This window comes from Stenotrophomonas sp. YJH_SMC_33 (assembly GCF_059372295.1).
In genome coordinates this window covers 249,384-269,161 of sequence record NZ_JCAFVJ010000001.1, presented here as the reverse complement: position 1 = coordinate 269,161, position 19,778 = coordinate 249,384, and the positions used below count along the sequence as shown (strand labels likewise).

The 19,778-nt window shown below is 66.7% G+C and carries 19 protein-coding genes; 6 read left to right on the top strand and 13 right to left on the bottom strand.

Translation table 11 applies throughout. The features are described from left to right. Positions 1-18 precede the first annotated feature (18 nt). Both glmU and AC5P9W_RS01190 read left to right on the top strand, forming a co-directional pair. Positions 19-1,386: a bifunctional UDP-N-acetylglucosamine diphosphorylase/glucosamine-1-phosphate N-acetyltransferase GlmU gene (gene glmU, locus AC5P9W_RS01195; protein ID WP_111098358.1), complete on the top strand. Its 1,368-nt coding sequence runs from the start codon at positions 19-21 to the stop codon at positions 1,384-1,386. Then, positions 1,355-1,888 carry a GNAT family N-acetyltransferase gene (locus AC5P9W_RS01190; RefSeq protein WP_206621546.1) on the top strand — a complete coding sequence of 178 codons (534 nt, stop codon included), beginning with the start codon at positions 1,355-1,357 and terminating at the stop codon, positions 1,886-1,888. Before glmU ends, AC5P9W_RS01190 begins: the two co-directional genes overlap by 32 nt. Before the next feature lie 68 nt (positions 1,889-1,956). Here the strand turns inward: AC5P9W_RS01190 and AC5P9W_RS01185 are convergent, their stop codons facing one another. The 7 genes from AC5P9W_RS01185 to AC5P9W_RS01155 form a co-directional block, all read right to left on the bottom strand. Continuing rightward, a complete protein-coding gene (locus AC5P9W_RS01185) occupies positions 1,957-3,309 on the bottom strand; it encodes a sensor histidine kinase (RefSeq protein WP_019660726.1) in 1,353 nt (450 codons plus the stop codon). Continuing rightward, the gene (locus AC5P9W_RS01180) at positions 3,306-4,652 is read right to left on the bottom strand and encodes a sigma-54-dependent transcriptional regulator (RefSeq protein WP_111098356.1); all 1,347 of its coding nucleotides are present in this window, start codon (positions 4,650-4,652) and stop codon (positions 3,306-3,308) included. Before AC5P9W_RS01180 ends, AC5P9W_RS01185 begins: the two co-directional genes overlap by 4 nt. Before the next feature lie 123 nt (positions 4,653-4,775). Continuing rightward, positions 4,776-5,144, bottom strand: a complete 369-nt coding sequence (locus AC5P9W_RS01175; RefSeq protein WP_031270494.1) for a PDZ domain-containing protein — start codon at positions 5,142-5,144, stop codon at positions 4,776-4,778. A gap of 16 nt (positions 5,145-5,160) precedes the next feature. Further along, complete coding sequence (locus AC5P9W_RS01170; RefSeq protein WP_019660723.1) at positions 5,161-6,378, bottom strand: ABC transporter permease; 1,218 nt, start codon at positions 6,376-6,378, stop codon at positions 5,161-5,163. A gap of 20 nt (positions 6,379-6,398) precedes the next feature. Further along, positions 6,399-7,697, bottom strand: a complete 1,299-nt coding sequence (locus tag AC5P9W_RS01165) for an ABC transporter permease (RefSeq protein WP_019660722.1) — start codon at positions 7,695-7,697, stop codon at positions 6,399-6,401. 10 nt (positions 7,698-7,707) lie between these two features. Continuing rightward, complete coding sequence (locus tag AC5P9W_RS01160) at positions 7,708-8,433, bottom strand: ABC transporter ATP-binding protein (RefSeq protein WP_014648484.1); 726 nt, start codon at positions 8,431-8,433, stop codon at positions 7,708-7,710. Positions 8,434-8,468: 35 nt separating this feature from the next. Continuing rightward, complete coding sequence (locus AC5P9W_RS01155; RefSeq protein WP_111102117.1) at positions 8,469-9,746, bottom strand: efflux RND transporter periplasmic adaptor subunit; 1,278 nt, start codon at positions 9,744-9,746, stop codon at positions 8,469-8,471. Between the two features lie 203 nt (positions 9,747-9,949). On the opposite strand from AC5P9W_RS01155, the gene glmS reads away from it, so the two are divergent. Beyond that, a complete protein-coding gene (gene glmS / locus AC5P9W_RS01150) occupies positions 9,950-11,788 on the top strand; it encodes a glutamine--fructose-6-phosphate transaminase (isomerizing) (protein ID WP_111102116.1) in 1,839 nt (612 codons plus the stop codon). Positions 11,789-12,233: 445 nt separating this feature from the next. Further along, positions 12,234-12,665: a CBS domain-containing protein gene (locus AC5P9W_RS01145; RefSeq protein ID WP_014648481.1), complete on the top strand. Its 432-nt coding sequence runs from the start codon at positions 12,234-12,236 to the stop codon at positions 12,663-12,665. A gap of 67 nt (positions 12,666-12,732) precedes the next feature. Here the strand turns inward: AC5P9W_RS01145 and AC5P9W_RS01140 are convergent, their stop codons facing one another. Together AC5P9W_RS01140 and gloA are read right to left on the bottom strand one after the other, a co-directional pair. Then, on the bottom strand, positions 12,733-13,161 hold the full coding sequence (locus AC5P9W_RS01140; protein WP_019660719.1) for a VOC family protein: 429 nt from the start codon (positions 13,159-13,161) through the stop codon (positions 12,733-12,735). 124 nt (positions 13,162-13,285) lie between these two features. Beyond that, the gene (gene gloA, locus AC5P9W_RS01135) at positions 13,286-13,804 is read right to left on the bottom strand and encodes a lactoylglutathione lyase (RefSeq protein WP_111098353.1); all 519 of its coding nucleotides are present in this window, start codon (positions 13,802-13,804) and stop codon (positions 13,286-13,288) included. Between the two features lie 126 nt (positions 13,805-13,930). On the opposite strand from gloA, the gene AC5P9W_RS01130 reads away from it, so the two are divergent. Beyond that, complete coding sequence (locus tag AC5P9W_RS01130; protein WP_111102115.1) at positions 13,931-15,043, top strand: PLP-dependent cysteine synthase family protein; 1,113 nt, start codon at positions 13,931-13,933, stop codon at positions 15,041-15,043. Between the two features lie 47 nt (positions 15,044-15,090). On the opposite strand, the gene AC5P9W_RS01125 is transcribed toward AC5P9W_RS01130, so the two are convergent. Then, entirely contained in the window at positions 15,091-15,495 is a 405-nt protein-coding gene (locus AC5P9W_RS01125) for a hypothetical protein (protein WP_021203884.1), read from the bottom strand. A 165-nt stretch (positions 15,496-15,660) separates the two neighbouring features. On the opposite strand from AC5P9W_RS01125, the gene AC5P9W_RS01120 reads away from it, so the two are divergent. Further along, positions 15,661-17,691, top strand: a complete 2,031-nt coding sequence (locus AC5P9W_RS01120) for a M3 family metallopeptidase (protein WP_111098351.1) — start codon at positions 15,661-15,663, stop codon at positions 17,689-17,691. 102 nt (positions 17,692-17,793) lie between these two features. On the opposite strand, the gene AC5P9W_RS01115 is transcribed toward AC5P9W_RS01120, so the two are convergent. The 3 genes from AC5P9W_RS01115 to AC5P9W_RS01105 form a co-directional block, all read right to left on the bottom strand. Continuing rightward, entirely contained in the window at positions 17,794-18,597 is an 804-nt protein-coding gene (locus tag AC5P9W_RS01115; RefSeq protein WP_495218646.1) for an SDR family oxidoreductase, read from the bottom strand. Continuing rightward, the gene (locus AC5P9W_RS01110) at positions 18,594-19,160 is read right to left on the bottom strand and encodes a DUF1415 domain-containing protein (protein WP_031270500.1); all 567 of its coding nucleotides are present in this window, start codon (positions 19,158-19,160) and stop codon (positions 18,594-18,596) included. Before AC5P9W_RS01110 ends, AC5P9W_RS01115 begins: the two co-directional genes overlap by 4 nt. Before the next feature lie 100 nt (positions 19,161-19,260). Continuing rightward, on the bottom strand, positions 19,261-19,743 hold the full coding sequence (locus tag AC5P9W_RS01105) for a YajQ family cyclic di-GMP-binding protein (protein ID WP_049411069.1): 483 nt from the start codon (positions 19,741-19,743) through the stop codon (positions 19,261-19,263). Between the last annotated feature and the right edge of the window lie 35 nt (positions 19,744-19,778).

Genomic DNA, 19,778 nt, shown 5'->3' with positions numbered 1-19,778 from the left:
CCACGGACCGCCTTTTCCATGACCCAACCCCTGCACGTCATCATCCTCGCCGCTGGCGCGGGCAAGCGCATGAAGTCGGTGCTGCCGAAAGTGCTGCAGCCGATCGCCGGCCAGCCGATGCTGGCGCATGTGATCGATGTGGCCCGCGAGTTGCAGCCTACGGCGATCCACGTGGTCCATGGCCATGGTGGCGAGGCGGTGCGGCAGTATTTCGCCGACCAGCCCGACCTGCAGTGGGCCGAACAGGCGCAGCAGCTCGGCACCGGCCACGCCGTGGCGCAGGCGATGCCGCAGGTGCCCGATGCGGCGCAGGTGCTGGTGCTGTACGGCGATGTGCCGCTGATCCGTGCGCAGACCCTGCGCCACCTGCTGTCGGAGCCGGGGCGCCTGGCGGTGCTGGTGGCCGAGCTCGATGACCCGACCGGTTACGGCCGCGTGCTGCGCGATGCGGAGGGCAAGGTCGGCTCCATCGTCGAGCAGAAGGACGCCACTGACGACCAGCTGCGCGTGCGCACGATCAATACCGGCATCATCGCCGCCGAGTCGACCGCGCTGCGCCGCTGGCTGTCGCAGCTGTCCAACAGCAACGCCCAGGGCGAGTATTACCTCACTGACGTGTTCGCGTTCGCCGCGAACGAGTACACCCCGGCCGAGATGGCGCTGGTCGCCGATGCGCAGGAGGCCGAGGGGGCAAATGATCCCTGGCAGCTGTCGCAGCTGGAGCGCGCCTGGCAGCGCCGTGCGGTGCGTGCACTGTGCGCACAGGGCGCGCGCGTGCGCGACCCGGCACGCCTGGATATCCGTGGCACCGTCACCGTGGGCAGCGATGTGCTGATCGATGTCGACGTTGTCCTTGAAGGCAACATCGTGCTCGGTGACGGCGTCACCGTAGGCCCGTTCAACAGGCTGAAGGACGTCAACCTGGGGCCAGGCACCGAAGTGCGTGCGCACTGTGATCTGGACGGCGTGGTCACCGAAGGCGCTGCGCAGATTGGCCCGTTCGCACGGCTGCGCCCGGGCACCGTGCTGGCCGATGGCGTGCACGTCGGCAACTTCGTCGAGACCAAGAAGGTCACCCTCGGTGTGGGCAGCAAGGCCAACCACCTCACCTATCTGGGCGACGCGGTGATCGGCAGCAGGGTGAACATCGGTGCCGGCACCATCACCTGCAACTACGATGGCGTGAACAAGTCGACCACCACCATCGGCGACAACGCATTCATTGGCTCCAACAGTTCGCTGGTCGCGCCGGTACTGATCGGCGAAGGCGCGACCATCGCCGCCGGCTCGGTCATTACCCGCAACGCGCCTGATGGCAAGTTGACACTGGCACGTGCACGGCAGGAAACCATCGATGGCTGGAAGCGCCCGCTCAAGAAGGCCTGAGGCACGCATTCCGCACGCCGACGAGCTCGGCCTGCTGCCGGGCATTGAACAGCGCGCTGGCGAACTGCTCAGGGACCACGAAGCCTATCGGGTGTTCACCGGCCACAGCCTGGACCTGGCGACACTGCAGTACGGCCTTGAGCGCGGGCAGTTGTGGGTGGTGGATGCGGCCGGCGGCGGCATTGCCGGCTACGTGCTGGCGGGAGAATTGGCAGGCGAGTTCCATGTGCTGCAGATGGATGTGGATCCTGCACACGGGCGGCAAGGCCATGGCCGCGCGTTGTTGCGCCATGCGTTGGCACAGGCCAGGGCCGACGGCTACGCGTCAGCGGTGCTGACAACGTTGATCGACGTACCGTGGAATGCGCCTTTCTATGCCAGCGAAGGATTCGTTGAAGTGCCGGAGGCGGAGTGGGATGCCGGGCTGCAGTCGGTGATGGCGGAAGAGGCTGCGCTCGGGTTTCCGATGCACCTGCGGGTGGCGATGCGGCGGGTCTGGTAGGTGCCGACCCTGGTCGGCACATCCACGCATGGCGTGGATCCACTGGCAGACCGAGCCAAGTCGGCAACTCACCCCACCGGCAGCAGGATCGAGACGCACAACCCGCCATCGCCACGATTCTGCAGTGACACACGCCCGCCGTGCGCCTCCACGATCTCGCGGGTCAACGCCAGCCCCAGCCCGGTGCCGTTGCGCTTGGTGGAATAGAACGGCATCAGCGCGTTCTGCAGCACCTGCTCGTTCATGCCCTTGCCACGGTCCAGCACATCCAGGCGCAGCCATTGCGGCAACCGCGTCAGCTGCACCTGCACGTCATCATTGGGCGGATCGGCTTCGGCGCCGGCCTCATGCGCGTTCTTCAACAGGTTCAACAACGCCTGCCCGAACTGCGCGATGTCGATGCGGCTACTCAGTTCCTCGTCCGGCTCGCGCTCCATGGTGAACGGAATCTGCTGGCGCAGGCTGGACAGGAAGGGGGCCCAGTGCACGGTCTGCAACTGCGGCTGCGGCAGCTTGGCAAAACGCGCATAGCCGCGAATGAAACCTTCCAGATGGCGCGCCCGGTCTTCGATGGTGGTGAAGATCTCCGGCAGCCGATCGAAGCGCTCGCGCTGCACCAGCACGCCGCCGGAGTGTGCCAGCGAAGCGATCGGTGCCAGCGAGTTGTTCAGCTCATGGCTGATCACCCGGATCACCTTCTTCCACGTCTGCACTTCCTGGCGGCGCAGCTCGGCGGTGAGCAGGCGTACCAGCAACAGGTCGTGCGGACGGCCATTGAGGTGGAAAGAACGACGTGAGAGGTGATAGACCTGTTCGTCATCCTCGTCGCTGTCTTCGCCTTCCGCATGCACCGCGAACAGGCTGTCGCCGCCGCGGGCGATGGCATCGCGCAGTTCCACCGGCACCTGTTCCAGCACGTCCTCCAGGCGCTGTCCTTCCAGCTTCCAGCCGCCATGCAGCAACTTGCGCGCGGCCAAGTTGGAGAACACCACGCGGGCGATGCCATCGCCGCCGGAGGCGATCAGCAGCATCGCCACCGGCGTGTTCTGCACCATTGTGTCCAGCAGCAGCTCGCGTTGCACCAGGCCCTGCCGCTGTGCACGCAGTACATCACCCAGTTCGCGGTGTGCCTGCACCAGGTCGCCGAGCTCGTCATTGCCGGGCCAGTGCACGCCGAAGTTGTATTCGCCGTCGCGATAGCTGCTGGTGGTGCCCGCCAGGGCCCGCATCAGTGACCGCACGGGGGCGGTGGCACGGCGCAGCGTCCACCACATCAGCGACAGCAGGATCAGTGCCGACACGGTGGTCACAACCCAGCCGTGGTCCATCCAGTACGCCAGCAGCCACGGCAACGCGGCGGCCAGCGCCAGCACCGGCAGCAGGCGCAGGAACAGGCGGAAGGTGAACGAACGCCGCTTCATTCGCGTGGGATGCCGTGCCGGTCCATGCGCCGGTACAGCGCCTGGCGGCTCAGGCCGAGTTCGGCGGCGGCCTGGGCGATGACGCCGTGGTTGCGCGCCAGCACATCCTCGATGCGCGCACGGTCAGGATCATTGCCGGCACTGGGCGCCGGTCGCGAAGCAGGTGCGGCACGCGGCAGGTTCAGGTCGGCCACTTCGATGCGGTTGCCGGTCGCCAGCAGCTCGGCGCGCTGGATCACGTTGCGCAGTTCGCGCACGTTGCCGGGCCAGGGATGCCGTTGCAGGGCCGCGGTGGCGGCGCTGGACAGCGGCTTGCCGGCGGTCAGGAAGCGCTCGGCCAGCGGCACGATGTCGCCCGGGCGTTCGGCCAATGGTGGCAGTACCAGTTCCACCGTATTGAGGCGGTAGTACAGGTCTTCGCGGAAGGTGCCGTCGCGGATCATCGCCGGCAGGTCGGCATTGGTCGCACTGACCACGCGGACTTTGACCTGGCGCTCGCGATTGGAGCCAAGACGCTCGAAGCGGCCGGTTTCCAGCACACGCAGCAGCTTCATCTGCCCGCCCAGCGACAGGTTGCCGATCTCATCCAGGAACAGGGTGCCACCATCGGCGGCCTCGAACTTGCCTTCGCGTGCCTTGTTGGCGCCGGTGTACGCACCGGCCTCGGCACCGAACAGTTCGGCTTCGATCAGTTCCGACGGCAATGCGCCGCAGTTGACCGTGATGAACGGGCCCTTGGCCACCAGCGAGTTGGCCTGGATGATCTGCGCGATCTTCTCCTTGCCAGCGCCGTTGGGACCGGTGATCAGCACCGGCAGTTCGGAGCGCGCGACCTGGCAGGCGAGCGCGATGACGCGCTCGCTGGCCGGATCTGCAAAGACCGCGCCACAGAGCTTGTACTTCTCTTCCAGCGCGTTGCGCTGCCGCAGCTCACGCGCGCGCCGCCGGTCCAGCTCGCGGCGTGCCTCGGACAGCTCGAGCAGGTTGTTGACCGTGGTCAGCAGCTTGCGGTCGTCCCAGGGCTTGGCCAGGTAGTCGGCGGCACCGGCCTTGACCAGGTCCACCGCGCTGCTCAGGTGGGTCCAGGCGGTGAGCAGGATCACCGGCAGGTCCGGGTGGCGCGCGCGGATCTGTGCGAACAGCGCTTCGCCCTCCTCGCCGGAGGTGGTGTCCTCGCTGAAATTCATGTCCTGGATCACCAGATCAACCGGCTGCGACTCGAGCAGGGCCAGCCCTTCGGCCGGGCTCTGCGCCTGCAGGGTGTCGATGTCATGCAGGGAGAACAGCACGTCCAGCGCGGTGCCCACGCTGGCGTTGTCGTCGATGATCAGGATCGAAGGCATCAAGCAGTTCTGCAGAAAGGGATGGGCGGCGCCGATGGAGCCGTGTTCGTATCCATACGCCGGGAGAGCCCGGCGCCACCCATCAAGCATAGCCAAAGCCGCGGCGACGAGGGCGGGCTGGTTTCAGCGCCGCGCGGGTGGCGGCGGTGGCGGCGGTGGCGGAGCGACCAGCGCCAGCCGCCACGAGGTGGCGTCCACCGGGACGGTGAGCTCGCGTTTGTCGCGGCGCAGCAACAGGTACGCAGTCGGGGCACTGGAATGCCGCAGCGCATCGGCAAGATGCTCGATCCGCCGCACAGCCGTATCGTCCAGGCGCAGGATGCGGTCGCCGCTGCGCACGCCGAAGCGGGCTTCCGGACGCGCGGCTTCCACCCGTACCTGGCCCTCGGTCGAGCGCAGCGCCAGGCGGGCATCATCCTGGCGCCATTCCAGCGTCTGCGAGCTGCCACCGCCGGCCAGCGCCGGCAGTGGCAGCAGTGCCATCAACAGCATCCGGCAGGCACGCATCTCACGCGCCCCGCGTGGCAACTGCGGGCGGGACCGCTGCCGCGCGCCGGGCCGGCCCGAACACCGCGACCTGGCCCAGCACCCACAGCAGCAGCGCGCCCAGCGGCAGGTAGTACAGGGGCATGCGTGGCAGCTCGTACAGGTTCATCAGTGCCAGATTGATCGCGTAGGCCGCCAGCATGCCCAGCACGATGCCCAGCGAGGCCAGCAGGAAGTTCTCGGTCTGGAAGTAGCGCAGGATCTGCCCGCGGGTGGCACCGAGTGCGCGGCGAATGCCGATCTGCTTGCTGCGCTGCTGCACCCAGAAGCTGGCCAGGCCGATGATGCCCAGTGCGGTGACCACCAGCAGCGAGACGCTGACGGTGATCAGCAGGCCAACCATCGCGCGGTCGTTCTTGAAGAAGTCCTTGCGCTGGTCTTCATAGGTCAGCTTGTCGCGCATCAGCCGGTTGGGGTCGTTGCGCTCCAGTACAGCAGCCCCCGCATCAAGCACCTCCTGGCGGCGTTCCGGCGAAGTGCGCAGCACATAGGTGCCACCCTCGTCGAAGGTGCGCCGCATGGGCAGCAGCATGGAGTTCGTCCAGTTGTCATTCCAGCCGTTGGGCGTGCTGAGCGTGTCGACGATGCCGACCACGTGCAGCGGCTGCTTGCCCATGTAGTAGGTCTTGCCCAGCGCGCTGCCGTTGGGTTCCATCTTGGCGGCGGTGGCCTGGGTGAGGATGACCGGGATGGCGTTTTCCTTGGCGCCCCCCTTGCTGGCGTCTTCGAAGTTCTGGTACTCGCCGGGCAGGAAATCGCGGCCGGCGATCAGGTTGATGCCCATCGTCGCCAGCCCGTTCTCGGACAGGGTGTACATCGAAGCGTTGGTGGTCGGCCGTTCCTGGTCGATCTCCCGCGAGATGCTGCTGCTGGACGAGCCGTTGCGGAAAGGCACCTGGTTGATGATGGTGACGTTGCTGACGCCGGGAAGCGCACGCAATGACGCCAGGTCCTCACGGGTGCGGGCCATGGCATCGGTCTGCTTGCCGATGCCGCTGACGCGGAGCATCACCAGTTCGTTCTCGGCGATGCCGCTGGGCATGCTGATCTTCTCCACGCGCTGGCTGACCAGGAACAGCGCGTTGCAGACGATGGCGCAGGTCAGTGCGACTTCCAGCACGATCAGGGCAGCGGCAGTCTTGTGCCGGCGCAGCGTGCTGAGGATGGGGCGGATGTCCATGGGAGTCCTCGTTCGATTGCTTACTGCGACTTGAGCTGGATGGCCGGAGTGACCTGCATGGCGCGCCAGGCAGGCAGGAAACCGGCGGCAAGGCTGGCGAACAGGGTCAGGCCCAGCGCGAGCAGCAGCATGTTGCCGTCCAGGTGGGCCAGCTTTGCGTACTCCACCGGTTGCTGGCGCACCGCGAACAGGCCGAGCAGGGCCAGGCCGATGCCCAGCACGCCCCCGACCACGCCGACCGCGCCGGCTTCCACCAGGCACTGCAGGAAGATCTGGCCACGGCTGGCACCGAGTGCGCGGCGCACGCCGATCTCTCCACTGCGGCGCAGGAACTTGGCCAGCAGCAGGCCCACCGTGTTGACCAGGCAGACACCCAGGAAACCCAGTGCCAGCCACAGCTGCAGGCGCACGTCGCTGGGCACCGCGCCGTTGAAGTCCAGCCATTCCATCACGGTGCGCAGGCGCACGTTCGGCGGGTGCTTGAAGCGGCCGGCCTGGCGCTGCTGGCTCGAATAGTTCTCCAGGTAGCGGCGGTAGTCGGTGGCCTTGGCCGGGTCCATCTCCACCCAGTACTGCAGCCACGCGCAGGGCGCGTTGAGCGAGTAGCTGTTGCCATCGGGATTCTCGCCGAAGCAGTTCATGTTGCCGTTGCTGCCCAGCTTCAGGTCGAACGAGGTGGAGATCGGCAGCAGCAGGTCTTCGTTCTTGCCGTAGCTGCCGGTGGTCAGGTCGTAGAAGTGCGGCTCCGGGCTCCATTCCTTCATCACGCCGACGATGCGGTAACTCTGGCCTTCCATGCGCAGGTCGCGGCCCACGCTGTTGGCGCCCTGGTACAGCTTGTCGTTGAGCGCCTTGGAAATGACCACCACGCGTGCGCGGCCTTCATCGTCCTCGCGCGTCCAGGGGCGGCCGTACTGCATCGGCACCTCGAACATCGGGAAGAAATCGGCCGAGGTCCAGCGAGTGTCGATGCTGAAGGGCTTGAGGGTGCTGTTGTCCGGTTCGATGGTGCCGCCGCCGCCGCTCATCAGCGCCTGGCGCTCGCCCTTGGCCTCGCGCAGCAGCGCTTCACCGTCGAAGCGGGTCAGCTGGGTTTCCGGTTCCTCCCCGGCGACATAGGCGCCGGTCGCGGCATCGAGCTGCACGTAGAACAGCCGGTCGCTCTTGCCGGGAATCGGGTCACCGGACAGCACATGGAACACGGTCAGGGTGGTCATCGAGGCACCGATGCCGAGGGCGATGGCCACCACCATCAGCGCGGTCAGGACCTTGTTGCGGCGGAAGCTGCGCACCGCCAGTCGGGCGTAGTAGGCGAACATGGCCGGCCCCTCACTCGTTGACGGCGACGATGTGGCGCGGCGGGGTGGCCAGCACCGGTTCGCGCACCAGGTCGGTGACCTGGCCATCGACGATGTGCACGTTGCGCTGCGCACGCGCGGCCAGTTCCGGATCATGGGTGACCATCACGATGGTGGTGCCGGCGGCATTGATCTCCTCCAGCAGTTCCATCACGCCGCGCGCCATCTGCGTATCCAGGTTGCCGGTCGGTTCGTCGGCCAGCAGCAGGCGAGGGCTGCCGGCCAGGGCGCGTGCGATGGCCGCGCGCTGCTGCTGGCCGCCGGACAGCTCATTCGGGTAGTGCTTCATGCGCGAACCCAGGCCGACCTGGGTCAGCGCCTTCTCGATGCGCTCGCGGCGCTCGTTGGCGCTCATCTTCCGATAGCGCAACGGTACGTCGACGTTGTCGAACAGATTCAGATCGGGAATCAGGTTGAAGCCCTGGAAGATGAAGCCGATCTTCTGGTTGCGCAGGCGGCTGCGTGCGTCGTCGCCCAGCGTGCTCACATCCTGCCCGTCCAGCAGGTAGGTACCGCTGGTGAAGGTTTCCAGCAGGCCGGCGATGTTGAGGAACGTGGTCTTGCCGGAACCGGACGGGCCGGTGACGGCGACGAACTCGCCTTCCTTGACCTGCAGTTCCAGCGAGCGCAGAGCGTGGGTCTCCACCTGTTCGGTACGGAAGACCTTGGCGACCGAACGCATTTCGAGCATGTACATGGGGTGTCCTCTCTCCAGGATTCAGGTATCAGGTGTCAGTTGACGGAGACGCGTTCGGCGTCCTTGAACAGGTCGCTGCCGGAGACCACGATGCGGTCGCCTGGCTGCACACCGGACTTGATTTCCACTTCGCCCAGGCTGCTGACGCCCAGTTCCACCGGACGGCGCACGGCGGTGCGGCCATCCATCACGTAGGCCATGCCGTTGCCCTGTTCGACGAACGGGCCGCGCTCGACCTTCAGCACGTCCTTGCGGGTATCGAGCAGCACGCGCACCGACATCCGCTGGCTCTGGCGCAGGCCTTCGGGCTGCGCGCTGGCAAAGCGCACGCGGGCGTTGACCTCGCCGTTGACCACTTCCGGCGATACTGCGCTGATCTCGCCCGGGAACGGCTGGCCGTTGCCACCGGTCAGCTGGGCCGGCATGCCGATCGCCAGGTCGCGGGCGAAGCTCTCCGGCACCTTGATCTCGACCTCGAACTTGGACAGGTCGACTACGCCCAGCACCGGCGCGTTGGCGGCCAGGTTGGTGGACTGCACGGCCTGCACCTGGCCAACCTGGCCATCGAAGGGCGCGCGCAGCGTCAGCGCATCGACCTGGCGTTGCACTTCGGCCACCACCGCTTTCTGGCGGTCGGCCAGCAGGCGCTTGTTGCGGGCATCCAGGTCGGCGCCCTGGCTCTGCAGGCGCGCATCGGTGGTGGCGTTGGCCAGGGCGATGTCGGCTTTCTTCAGCGAATCCTTGGCCTTGGCCAGGTCGATCTGCGGTACCGCGCCGCCGTCGTAGCCGCGCTGGTAGCGCTGCAGGTCACGGTCGGCGGCCTGACGCTCGATGGTGGCCTGGTCGGTTTCCTTGCGGGACTTGGCGCGGGCCAGGGTCGCGTCCAGCGCGGCGCGGCTGGCCTCGGCTTCCAGCCCGGCCAGCGTTGCCTGTTCCTGGGCCAGCTTGCTGCGCAGTTCCGGGCTGTCGATGATCGCCAGCTCCTGGCCCTTCTTGACCACGTCACCGGCGACCACCTTCAGGTCCACGGTACCGGCCGAGATGGCATACAGGATCGGGCTGTTGGCGGCGATCACGCGGCCGTCGGCGGCGATGTCGCGCACCAGGTCGCCGCGCTTCACTTCGGCGATGCGCACGCGGCTGCTGTCGAAGGAGCGGCTGGCATTGGACCAGGCATGTACCGCCCAGCCGATGCCCGCCAGCAGCGCGATGGCACCCAGCGCCGGCCAGCGATAGCGGTGCCAGGCCACGCGGGAGGTGCCGGCCGGGGCGGTGGAAACGATCTGGTCCTGTGCGGAGGTGTCGCGGATCATCGGATGCGTGCCTGACGGTGGTAACCAGTACCAAGCAGGTTGCGTGCCAACCTTATTTCCTTTTGGTTCAATAGGTTGGATGAGGAGGCGAAGTGTCCGGGTGTCCGCGGACACCTTTCCGGACACTTTCATTAAGCGGACAGGAGGGCGACGCCGGACGCGCGGGCTAGAATGCGCCGATCGTCTTCAAGGAAACGCGTGACATGTGTGGAATCGTGGGTGCGATCGCTGATCGCGACGTGGTGCCGGTACTGATCGAGGGGCTGAAGCGTCTTGAATACCGTGGTTACGATTCCTCGGGTATTGCGGTAGTCGACCAGGATGAGCGCCGCGATGTACGCCGCGTGCGTCGTACCGGTCGTGTGTTGGAAATGGCCACCGCGGCCGAGGCAGAGGGCTTCAATGCGGTGCTGGGCATCGGCCACACCCGCTGGGCCACCCACGGTGGTGTCACCGAGGCCAACGCGCATCCGCATATCAGCCATGGCGTGGCGCTGGTGCACAACGGCATCATCGAGAACCATGAGGAGCAGCGCGAGAAGCTGCGTGCGCTGGGCTACACCTTCGAGTCGCAGACCGATACCGAAGTCATCGCCCACCTCATCCACCACCACCTGAAGGACGGCGATGACCTGCTGGTGGCGCTGCAGCACACGGTGAAAGAGCTGACCGGTGCCTATGCGCTGGCCGTGGTCAGCCGCGCCGAGCCGGAGCGCTTCGTCTGCGCGCGCATGGGCTGCCCGCTGCTGATCGGCCTGGGCGAGGGCGAGAATTTCGTCGCCTCCGACGTCTCGGCGGTGATCTCGGCCACCCGCAAGGTGATCTTCCTGGAAGAGGGCGACACCGCCGAGATCCGTCGCGATGGCGTGCGCATCTTCGACGAGCATGACCAGCCGGTCGAGCGCGACGTGCATCTGTCCGATGTGTCGCTGGCCTCGCTGGAGCTGGGTCCGTACCGCCATTTCATGCAGAAGGAAATCCACGAACAGCCGCGTGCGCTGGGCGACACCATCGAAGCGGCGATCGACGCCGGTGGCTTCCCGGCCGAGCTGTTCGGCAAGAACGCCGAGGCGGTGCTGTCGGGCATCGAGGGCGTGCAGATCATTGCCTGCGGCACCAGCTACTACGCAGGCCTGACCGCGCGCTACTGGATCGAGGCCATCGCCGGCCTGCCGTGCAGCGTGGAGATCGCCAGCGAGTACCGCTACCGCGCCGCTTATGCGAACCCGAAGCATCTGGTCGTGACCATTTCCCAGTCCGGCGAAACGCTGGATACGATGGAGGCACTGAAGTACGCCAAGGCGCTTGGCCACAAGCACACGCTGTCGATCTGCAACGTGCCGGAAAGCGCGATTCCGCGCGCCAGCGAGCTGGTCTGCTACACCCGTGCCGGCGCCGAGATCGGCGTGGCTTCGACCAAGGCCTTCACCACCCAGCTGGCCGCGCTGTTCCAGTTGACCGTGGTGCTGGGCAAGCTGCATGGCCGCATCGACGCGGCGCAGGAAGCGGATTACCTGGAGCAGCTGCGCTTCCTGCCGGGCAGCGTGCAGCACGCGCTGAACCTGGAACCGCAGATCGCGGCGTGGGCCGAACGCTTTGCGCGCAAGTCCAATGCGCTGTTCCTGGGCCGTGGCCTGCATTACCCGATCGCGCTGGAGGGCGCGCTCAAGCTCAAGGAGATTTCCTACATCCACGCCGAGGCCTACCCGGCAGGTGAGCTGAAGCATGGTCCGCTGGCGCTGGTGGACGAGGATATGCCGGTGGTGGTGATCGCCCCCAACGACAGCCTGCTGGAAAAGGTGAAGTCGAACATGCAGGAAGTGCGCGCGCGTGGCGGCGAGCTGTTCGTGTTCGCCGACCAGGACAGCAACTTCAACGCGTCCGAAGGCGTGCACGTGATTCGCACCCCGCGCCACGCCGGCGTGCTCAGCCCGATCGTGCACACCATCCCGGTGCAGCTGCTGGCCTACCACACTGCGCTGGCACGCGGCACCGACGTGGACAAGCCGCGCAACCTGGCCAAGAGCGTGACGGTGGAGTAATACCCATCGCTCCGGTTGGATGCTGCAAGCGAAGGGGCCCCGCGTGGGCCCTTTCGTTTGGCCGGACAGTGCGAAGTGGGATTGCCGCCGGGTGTTCTGTCCGCTGTCGGCAGCGGGCAATCAATCTTTAATGCGCAACTGCGCTTGTATTCAGCGGCGGTTTCAGCCGCGGTGCCATTCTCTGGATCGTCAGCTGGTTCCCACGACGAACTGTCCTATCGATGCCGGTAGTGACCGATGGTCGCAGTCGTAGAATCGATTTGACCGAGGTCCGGGTTGAGCGGTTGAACCCCCACCTCGTTCGCGTTGCAGCACGTCGTCTGCCGATGCCTCCCATGCGGCAGACGGGTGCGCCAGACGTGCGCTGAAAGGTCTGTTCCCGGGGAGGGGGCGTATCGGAAGAGCACACTTTTTTGACTTCAGTGACCTGCACCAGGAAACAAGAATGAACGTCCGCGAACTCCTGCAATCCAAAAAAGAAGCTGTCATCACCATCGATGCCGAAGACACCATCGGTGCCGCCGCCCACAAGATGAGCGCGAACAGGATCGCTGCGCTGGTGGTGATGAAGGACGATGCCCCGGTCGGCATCATCTCCGAGAAGGACATCGTGCGCACCCTGGCCGACGATGGCCCGCAGGCCGGCCGCCGGGTGATTTCCAGCCTGCCGTCCACGGGCCTGGAGGGCATTGCGCCGGACGCCACGCTGAAGCAGGCCATGTCGCTGATGACGTACTCGCGTCGCCGTCACCTGATGGTGACCGACGGCAACCAGCTGGTCGGCATCCTCAGCCTGGGCGATATCGTGAAGAACCTGCTGGGCGAGCTGGAACTGGAAAAGGCCGTGCTGCAGGACATCTACATGGCCGCCCACTGAGGGCTGCAGCGCTGGAAACAGAGAAGCCGGGCATTGCCCGGCTTCTTCGTTCACGGCGTCGGTGAAGTCAGAACGTCACCTTCACCGAGTCGGCACTGTAGTTCGCCGGGCCGTGGTAGACCACTTCGATGTTGTTGCCATCGGGGTCGAGCACGAAGGCGCCGTAGTAGCCCGGGTGGTAGGGGCGCTCGCCCGGTGCGCCGTTGTCTGTGCCACCGGCGGCGATGGCAGCGGTGTGGAAGGCATCGACCGTGGCGCTGTCGCGGGCCTGGAAGGCTAGATGATGGCGGCCGGTCAGCTGGCCGGCGGCGGCACGGCTGCTGGCGCTGGAAATGAACAGCTCGTCGGCCCAGAAGAAGTCCGGCCCTTCGCCGCCGAGTGGGATGCCGATCGTATCGAACACTGCCTGGTAGAAGCGGCGGCTGGCGGCCAGGTCGCGCACCACCAGCTGGATGTGGTCGATCAGGCGGCCACGGTGCAGTTCCATCGTTTCCATACGAACCTCTTCAAAAAGGGGACGGAGTCGGTAGCGCCGGGCCGTGCCCGGCGAGCGCGTAGCGCGGCCTGCTCAAGGCCGCCGGGCATGGCCCGGCGCTACCGGAATTGTGCCCCTTTCCGGGTCAGACGTTGGCGATGATCTCGACCCAGTAGCCGTCCGGGTCCTTGATGAAGGCCAGGTTCTTCATGCGACCGTCGGTCAGCCGCTTCTGGAAGGTTACCCCGAGGTCCTCGAAGCGCTGGCAGGCCGCCTCGATGTCCGGCACCGACACGCAGATGTGGCCGAAGCCGCGCGGGTCGCTGTTGCCGTCGTGGTAGACCGCGCCGTCCTGGGTTTCGGTGCCGTGGTTGTGGGTCAGTTCCAGCACGCCCGGCAGGCCGGCCATCCACACGCGGCGCTGGCTGTCGTCTTCCGGTACCACCACGCCGGCCGGGAGGTAGGCCAGGAAGTACAGGCTGAACTGGGCCTCCGGGAAGTCGCGCTTGTCGATCAGCTGGTAGCCGAGCACGCGGGTGTAGAAGTCCAGCGAGGCGGTGATGTCCTTCACACGCAGCATGGTGTGGTTGAACACGAAGCCGGTGGTTTCGGCCGGGGCCTGGGCGGCGACGCCGGGGACATCGCGCAGGGCGGGAATGGTCATGGGGGGAGGTCCTTCAGACAGGGCCGTTGCCGGCCGGATGGGGGCATTCTACCGGCCAGCACCTGACGGTACCGCGACGTACAATGGCCGGATCGCACCGTTCCGTCCTGACAACGATTGCCCGCCATGTCGCAGCGTGAATGGGTGGCCGCCGCCATCCGCAAGATTGAAGCCGATTTCAACCGCTCCGCCGATACCCACCTGATCCCGCTGGCGCTGCCCGGGTTCGAGGGCATCGATGTGTACCTGAAGGATGAGTCGAGCCATCCCACCGGCAGCCTCAAGCACCGGCTGGCGCGCTCGCTGTTCCTGTATGCGCTGGCCAATGGCTGGCTGCGCGAAGGGCGACCGGTGATCGAAGCGTCCAGCGGCTCGACGGCGGTGTCCGAAGCCTATTTCGCGCGCCTGCTCGGCCTGCCGTTCATTGCGGTGATCCCGGCCACCACCTCGCCTGAAAAGATCGCCGCGATCGAGTTCCAAGGCGGCCGCTGCCACCTGGTCGAACGCGCCTGCGACCTCAACTGTGATTCGGAAAAGCTGGCCCGTGAAACCGGTGGCCACTTCATGGACCAGTTCACCTACGCTGAGCGCGCGACCGACTGGCGTGCCAACAACAACATCGCCGAGTCCATCTTCAAGCAGATGGCCGAAGAGCCCAGCCCGGTTCCGGAATGGATCGTGTGCAGCCCCGGCACCGGCGGCACCGCCGCCACCCTGGGCCGCTATGTCAGCTACCGCCGCCACGACACCCGCATCCTGTGCGCGGACCCGGAAGTGTCGGTGTTCTTCGACGGCTACCGGGCCGCCGTGGCCGGTGAACAGGACTGGCGCGACCTGACCTGCAGTGGTGGTTCGCGCGTGGAAGGCATCGGCCGGCCAGGGGTGGAGCCGAGCTTCATCCCGACCAGCGTCGATGCGATGGTCAAGGTACCCGACGCGCTGAGCCTGGCTGCGATGCGCCATGTCAGCCGCCAGCTCGGCCGACGCGTCGGTGGCTCCACCGGCACCAACTTCATCGGCGTGCTGCAGGCGGCGCAGTGGATGCGCGAGGCGGGCCACCAGGGCAGCATCGTCAGCATCCTGTGCGACAGCGGCGAGCGTTATGCGCAGAGCTACTACGATCCGGCGTGGTACGCGCGCCAGGGCATTGATGTCGACGGCGCCGACGCACAGCTGGCCGCTGCGGTGGCCGGGCAGGGACTGCCCGAATTGCCGTGGTGCAGCCTGGAAGCGTTGTAGGACGGCCGACGTTGTCGCCGGGCCATGTCGGCGTCCGCGACGGTGTCTCAGTAACCCGCTGCGGTGAAGGCGTCGAGTACCGCGTCGCGCAGTGCATCGGGCAAGGCCTCGATGTCCATCGCGCGGTCATCCAGGTGCAGGGTGGGATCCAGGATGCTGGCGCGGCCCTGGGCCAATGCCTGCAACCACAGCAGCACGCAGATCACGAACTCGCGCTCATGGCCCAGCTGCAGCTGGCTGGCGCCGCGCTCGACCACTTCGAACGGGTACCACTCCTGGCTTTCATTGAACGTGCCGCCCTGCTGCAGCACCGCCTGCAACTGCTGCAGGTGGCGCGGGGCGTCGTCGCCGGCATCGCACAGCGCGGCGATCCAGGCCAGTTCGGCCGCGCTGGCAGACAGTGCCAGCGACCGCACCGGTGAGGCGGATGCAACTGCAGCCAGACCTTCCATGTGGGGCCTCGTTCGGTACGTGCCGCTGCGGACTCCCCCGCATCCAGAGCTTCGGGGGGCGCGCGTAAGGCCGATGTGAATGCCGTGCCCCCTTGTCAGCCGCGCCCGGCAGCGCCATATCTGGAGGGCTGCCCGGGTGCCGGGCCCGTATCCTGGAGATCTGCCGTGACCGTTGCCAACCCCCTGCTCGATTTTTCCGGCCTGCCGCGCTTCGAGGCGATCCGCCCCGAGCACGTCGCGCCGGCGCTGGATGTGCTGCTGGCCGAGGCCGAAGCCGCCGTCAGCGCGGCCGAGCAGGTGCAGCCGGTGCGTTGGGAGACCTTCGTCACCCCGTTGGACGACGCGACCGAGCGACTGTGGCGCGCCTGGGGCCTGGTCGGCCACCTGCAGGGCGTGGTCAACACCCCGGAACTGCGCGAGGCCTACAACAGCAACCTGCCGCGGGTGACCCGCTTCGCCAGTGCGCTGGGGCAGAACCTGGCGCTGTATCGGCAGTACCAGGCGCTGGCCGCCAGCCCGGAGGCGGCGCATTTCGATGAAGCCCAGCGCAAGGTGCTGGACAACACCCTGCGCGACTTCCGCCTGGGCGGCGCCGAGCTGGCGCCCGAGGCCCAGCAGCGTTTTGCTGCGATCAAGGAAGAACTGTCGGCGCTGTCGGCGAAGTTCTCGCAGAACGTGCTCGACGCTACCGATGCCTGGTCGCTGATCATCGAAGACGAAGCGCGGCTGAAGGGCCTGCCGGAAGACGTGAAGGCCACCGCGCATGCCGCAGCACGGAAGGACGGCAAGGCCGGCTGGAAACTGACCCTGCAGATGCCGTGCTACCTGCCAGTGCAGACCTGGGGCGAGGACCGCGACCTGCGCGAGATCCTGTACCGCGCCAGCGCCCAGCGTGCGTCCGAATTCGGCGATGACGCACTGGACAACAGCGGCAACATCGACCGCATCCTGGCCCTGCGCGCCGAACTGGCTGCGTTGCTCGGCTTCGATTCGTACGGCCATTACTCGGTGGCGACCAAGATGGCGCAGGACCCGGCCGAAGTGCTCGGTTTCCTGCGTGACCTGGCCTCGCGCGCCAAGCCGTTCGCCGCCAGGGACCGCGCCGAGCTGGAGCAGTTCGCACGCGAGCAGCTGGGCATCGATGCCCTGCAGGCCTGGGACCTGGCGTTCGCCGCCGACCGCCTGAAGCAGGCGCGTTACAGCTATTCCGAGCAGGAGGTGAAGCAGTATTTCACCGAGCCGAAGGTGCTGGGCGGCCTGTTCTCGGTGATCGAGCAGCTGTATGGCGTGCATGTGCAGGAGGACAGCGCGCCGGTCTGGCACGAAGACGTGCGCTTCTTCCGCCTGGTCGATGCGCAGGGCGCGCTGGTCGGCCAGTTCTACCTGGACCTGTACGCACGCGAGGGCAAGCGCGGCGGGGCGTGGATGGATGATTGCCGCAACCGTCGCGTGCGCGCCGACGGCAGCGTGCAGACGCCGCTGGTCTACCTGGTGTGCAACTTCGGCCGGGGTGCCAACGGCAAGCCGGCCACCTTCAGCCACAACGAAGTGACCACGCTGTTCCATGAGATGGGCCACGGACTGCACCAGCTGCTGACCCGCATCGGCGAACTGGGCGTGGCCGGCATCAACGGCGTGGAGTGGGACGCGGTCGAGCTGCCGAGCCAGTTCATGGAGAACTTCTGCTGGGAATGGGAGCACCTTCAGGCGATGACCGCGCATGTGGACAGTGGCGAGCCGCTGCCACGCGCGCTGTACGAGCGCATGCTGGCTGCACGCAACTTCCATAGCGGCATGGCCACCGTCCGCCAGCTGGAGTTCGGCCTGTTCGACATGCTGCTGCACAGCCAGTTCGAGCCAGCGCAGGACAGCGTGCTGGCGCTGCTCGACCGCGTGCGCGCGGAAGTGGCGGTGAACCACCCGCCGGCCTGGAACCGCTTCCCGCACCAGTTCAGCCACATCTTCGCGGGGGGCTATGCGGCCGGCTACTACAGCTACAAGTGGGCCGAGGTGCTGAGCGCCGATGCCTACGCCGCGTTCGAGGAAGCGCCGCATGCGCTCGCGGAAACCGGTGCACGCTTCCGTGATGAGATCCTGTCGCGCGGTGGCAGCCGCCCGGCGGCGGAGAACTTCAGGGCTTTCCGCGGCCGTGCACCGCAGATCGACGCGCTGCTGCGTCACTCGGGCATGGCGTAAGGCGTCGGGTAGGTGCCAACCTTGGTTGGCACTTCACCGCCCTCCACGCATGGCATGGATCTACCGGAACGCCGGCCAACGGCCGGCACTACCGGTGGTGGGTCATTCGGCGTAGATCATCTTCCGGGTCATGCCGCCGTCGACGATGAAATCCTGGCCGGTGCTGAAACCGGACAGTGATGACAGCAGGTATACGGCCAACGCACCGATGTCCTCCGGCTGGCCGACGCGGCCGACCGGGTGTTGCGCATGGTCGATGGCCGAGTACTCCGGCGCGTGTCGCCGTGAGGGTGCCTGCCACTCGCTGGTGCCGATCCAGCCCGGGCTGATGCTGTTCACCCGCACCGCCGGTCCGGCGCTGATCGCCAGCGCATGGGTGAAGGCCACCAGGCCACCCTTGGCCGCCGCATAGGCCTCGCTGTGCGCTTCGGATTGCCAGGCGCGGGTCGAGGCGATGTTGATGATGGCGCCGGCGGCGCTGGCTGTCAGCGCCGGCAACGCGTGCTTGCTGCACAGGAAAGCGCCGTGCAGCGACGACAGGCGGCGCTGCCATTCATCCCAGTCCATGTCCTGCAGCCGCGAGCCGTGCGCACCGGCGATGCCCGCGTTGTTGACCAGTCCGTCGATGCGACCAAAACGCTGCAGGGCCGTGGCAATGAAGTCGCGCACACTGGCTTCGTCGGTAATGTCCAGGTGCTGGAATGCGGCGTCCTCACCGCGTTGCCACTCGCGCAGGCAGGCCTGGCCGGCTTCCACGTCCAGGTCGCCGATCAACACGCGGCCACCTGCACCGAGCACGCACTGGGCGATGCCACGGCCGATGCCGTTGGCGCCGCCGGTGACCAGCACCACCTTGCCCGACAGTGGCGCGGCCGGCCAAGCGGCAATCGGCGGCACCGTGCTCACGACAGGTCTTCGCCACGCAGGCGGCGATGCCAGCCGTCCACGCCGATACGGTCCAAGGTCTGGATGTTGCGCTCGACGATCACGTCCGGATCAGGGAACGCGTCCACCGCGCGCGCCACGCTGTCTTCGCGCAGCAGGTGCAGGGTGGGGAATGGCGCACGGTTGGTGTAGTTGCTGGCATCGCCCGGCGCCACGCCTTCGAACTGGTAGTCCGGATGGAAGCTGGCCACCTGCAGGATGCCCTGCAGGTCCAGTGCCTCGATCGCCGCATCGGCGTTGTCGAGGAAGTCGTTGTAGTCGAGGAAATCGGTCAGCACCTGCGGATGCACGATCAGCGTGGTATCGATCTGCTCGGCCGGCGTATCGCGCAGCAGGACCAGTTCCTCGGCCAGCTGCTCAACCAGGGCTTCCGTCGTGGTCGCATCGCTGAGCACGATGCGAACCTGGTCCTTCACATACACCGCCTTGGCGAACGGGCACAGGTTCAGGCCGATGACGATGCGCTCCAGCCACAGGCGGGTGGCGGCGATCGGGTCATCGGTGGGCAGGTGGGTGTCGGTCATGGCGGGCACGTCGGCTGGCGGGGCGGACATTGTAGGCGCGTCGCTTGCAACGCGCCGTCGTACCGCAGGTGCCGGCGCCGGGCCATGCCCGGCGGCCAGATCAATCGCGGAAATTGTTGAACTGCAGCGGCAGCTCGAACTTGCCGGCCTTGAGCACGGCGATGGCGTCCTGCAGGTCATCGCGCTTCTTGCCCTGCACGCGCAGCTTGTCGCCGTTGATCTGGCTTTCGACCTTCAGCTTGGCCTCCTTCAGCGCAGCGGCGATCTTCTTGGCGACCTTCTGCTCGATGCCCTGCTTGACGGTGATCTTCTGCCGGGCCTGGGCCAGGTTGGTCTCGATGTCGCCGAATTCGAGGCTGAGCACATCGATGCCGCGCGCGGCCAGGCGTGCACGCAGGATGTCGTTCATCTGCTTGAGCTGGAACTCGGTCGGCGCGAACTGGTTGATCACATCGCCATCGCGCTCGAACTTGGCATCCACGCCCTTGAAATCGAAGCGGGTGGCCAGTTCGCGGTTGGCCTGGTCGATGGCGTTGGTCAGTTCGTGGGTGTCGACTTCGGACACGACGTCGAAGGAAGGCATGGCGATGCTCCGCAGGATTCAGTGGCAGCCATTCT

Bases quoted from the DNA above. Each gene is read 5' to 3' on its own strand.
- glmU (WP_111098358.1), top strand. From the start codon at position 19: ATGACCCAACCCCTGCACGTCATCATCCTCGCCGCTGGCGCGGGCAAG.
- AC5P9W_RS01190 (WP_206621546.1), top strand. From the start codon at position 1,355: ATGGCTGGAAGCGCCCGCTCAAGAAGGCCTGAGGCACGCATTCCGCAC.
- AC5P9W_RS01185 (WP_019660726.1), bottom strand. From the start codon at position 3,309: ATGAAGCGGCGTTCGTTCACCTTCCGCCTGTTCCTGCGCCTGCTGCCG.
- AC5P9W_RS01180 (WP_111098356.1), bottom strand. From the start codon at position 4,652: ATGCCTTCGATCCTGATCATCGACGACAACGCCAGCGTGGGCACCGCG.
- AC5P9W_RS01175 (WP_031270494.1), bottom strand. From the start codon at position 5,144: ATGCTGTTGATGGCACTGCTGCCACTGCCGGCGCTGGCCGGCGGTGGC.
- AC5P9W_RS01170 (WP_019660723.1), bottom strand. From the start codon at position 6,378: ATGGACATCCGCCCCATCCTCAGCACGCTGCGCCGGCACAAGACTGCC.
- AC5P9W_RS01165 (WP_019660722.1), bottom strand. From the start codon at position 7,697: ATGTTCGCCTACTACGCCCGACTGGCGGTGCGCAGCTTCCGCCGCAAC.
- AC5P9W_RS01160 (WP_014648484.1), bottom strand. From the start codon at position 8,433: ATGTACATGCTCGAAATGCGTTCGGTCGCCAAGGTCTTCCGTACCGAA.
- AC5P9W_RS01155 (WP_111102117.1), bottom strand. From the start codon at position 9,746: ATGATCCGCGACACCTCCGCACAGGACCAGATCGTTTCCACCGCCCCG.
- glmS (WP_111102116.1), top strand. From the start codon at position 9,950: ATGTGTGGAATCGTGGGTGCGATCGCTGATCGCGACGTGGTGCCGGTA.
- AC5P9W_RS01145 (WP_014648481.1), top strand. From the start codon at position 12,234: ATGAACGTCCGCGAACTCCTGCAATCCAAAAAAGAAGCTGTCATCACC.
- AC5P9W_RS01140 (WP_019660719.1), bottom strand. From the start codon at position 13,161: ATGGAAACGATGGAACTGCACCGTGGCCGCCTGATCGACCACATCCAG.
- gloA (WP_111098353.1), bottom strand. From the start codon at position 13,804: ATGACCATTCCCGCCCTGCGCGATGTCCCCGGCGTCGCCGCCCAGGCC.
- AC5P9W_RS01130 (WP_111102115.1), top strand. From the start codon at position 13,931: ATGTCGCAGCGTGAATGGGTGGCCGCCGCCATCCGCAAGATTGAAGCC.
- AC5P9W_RS01125 (WP_021203884.1), bottom strand. From the start codon at position 15,495: ATGGAAGGTCTGGCTGCAGTTGCATCCGCCTCACCGGTGCGGTCGCTG.
- AC5P9W_RS01110 (WP_031270500.1), bottom strand. From the start codon at position 19,160: ATGACCGACACCCACCTGCCCACCGATGACCCGATCGCCGCCACCCGC.
- AC5P9W_RS01105 (WP_049411069.1), bottom strand. From the start codon at position 19,743: ATGCCTTCCTTCGACGTCGTGTCCGAAGTCGACACCCACGAACTGACC.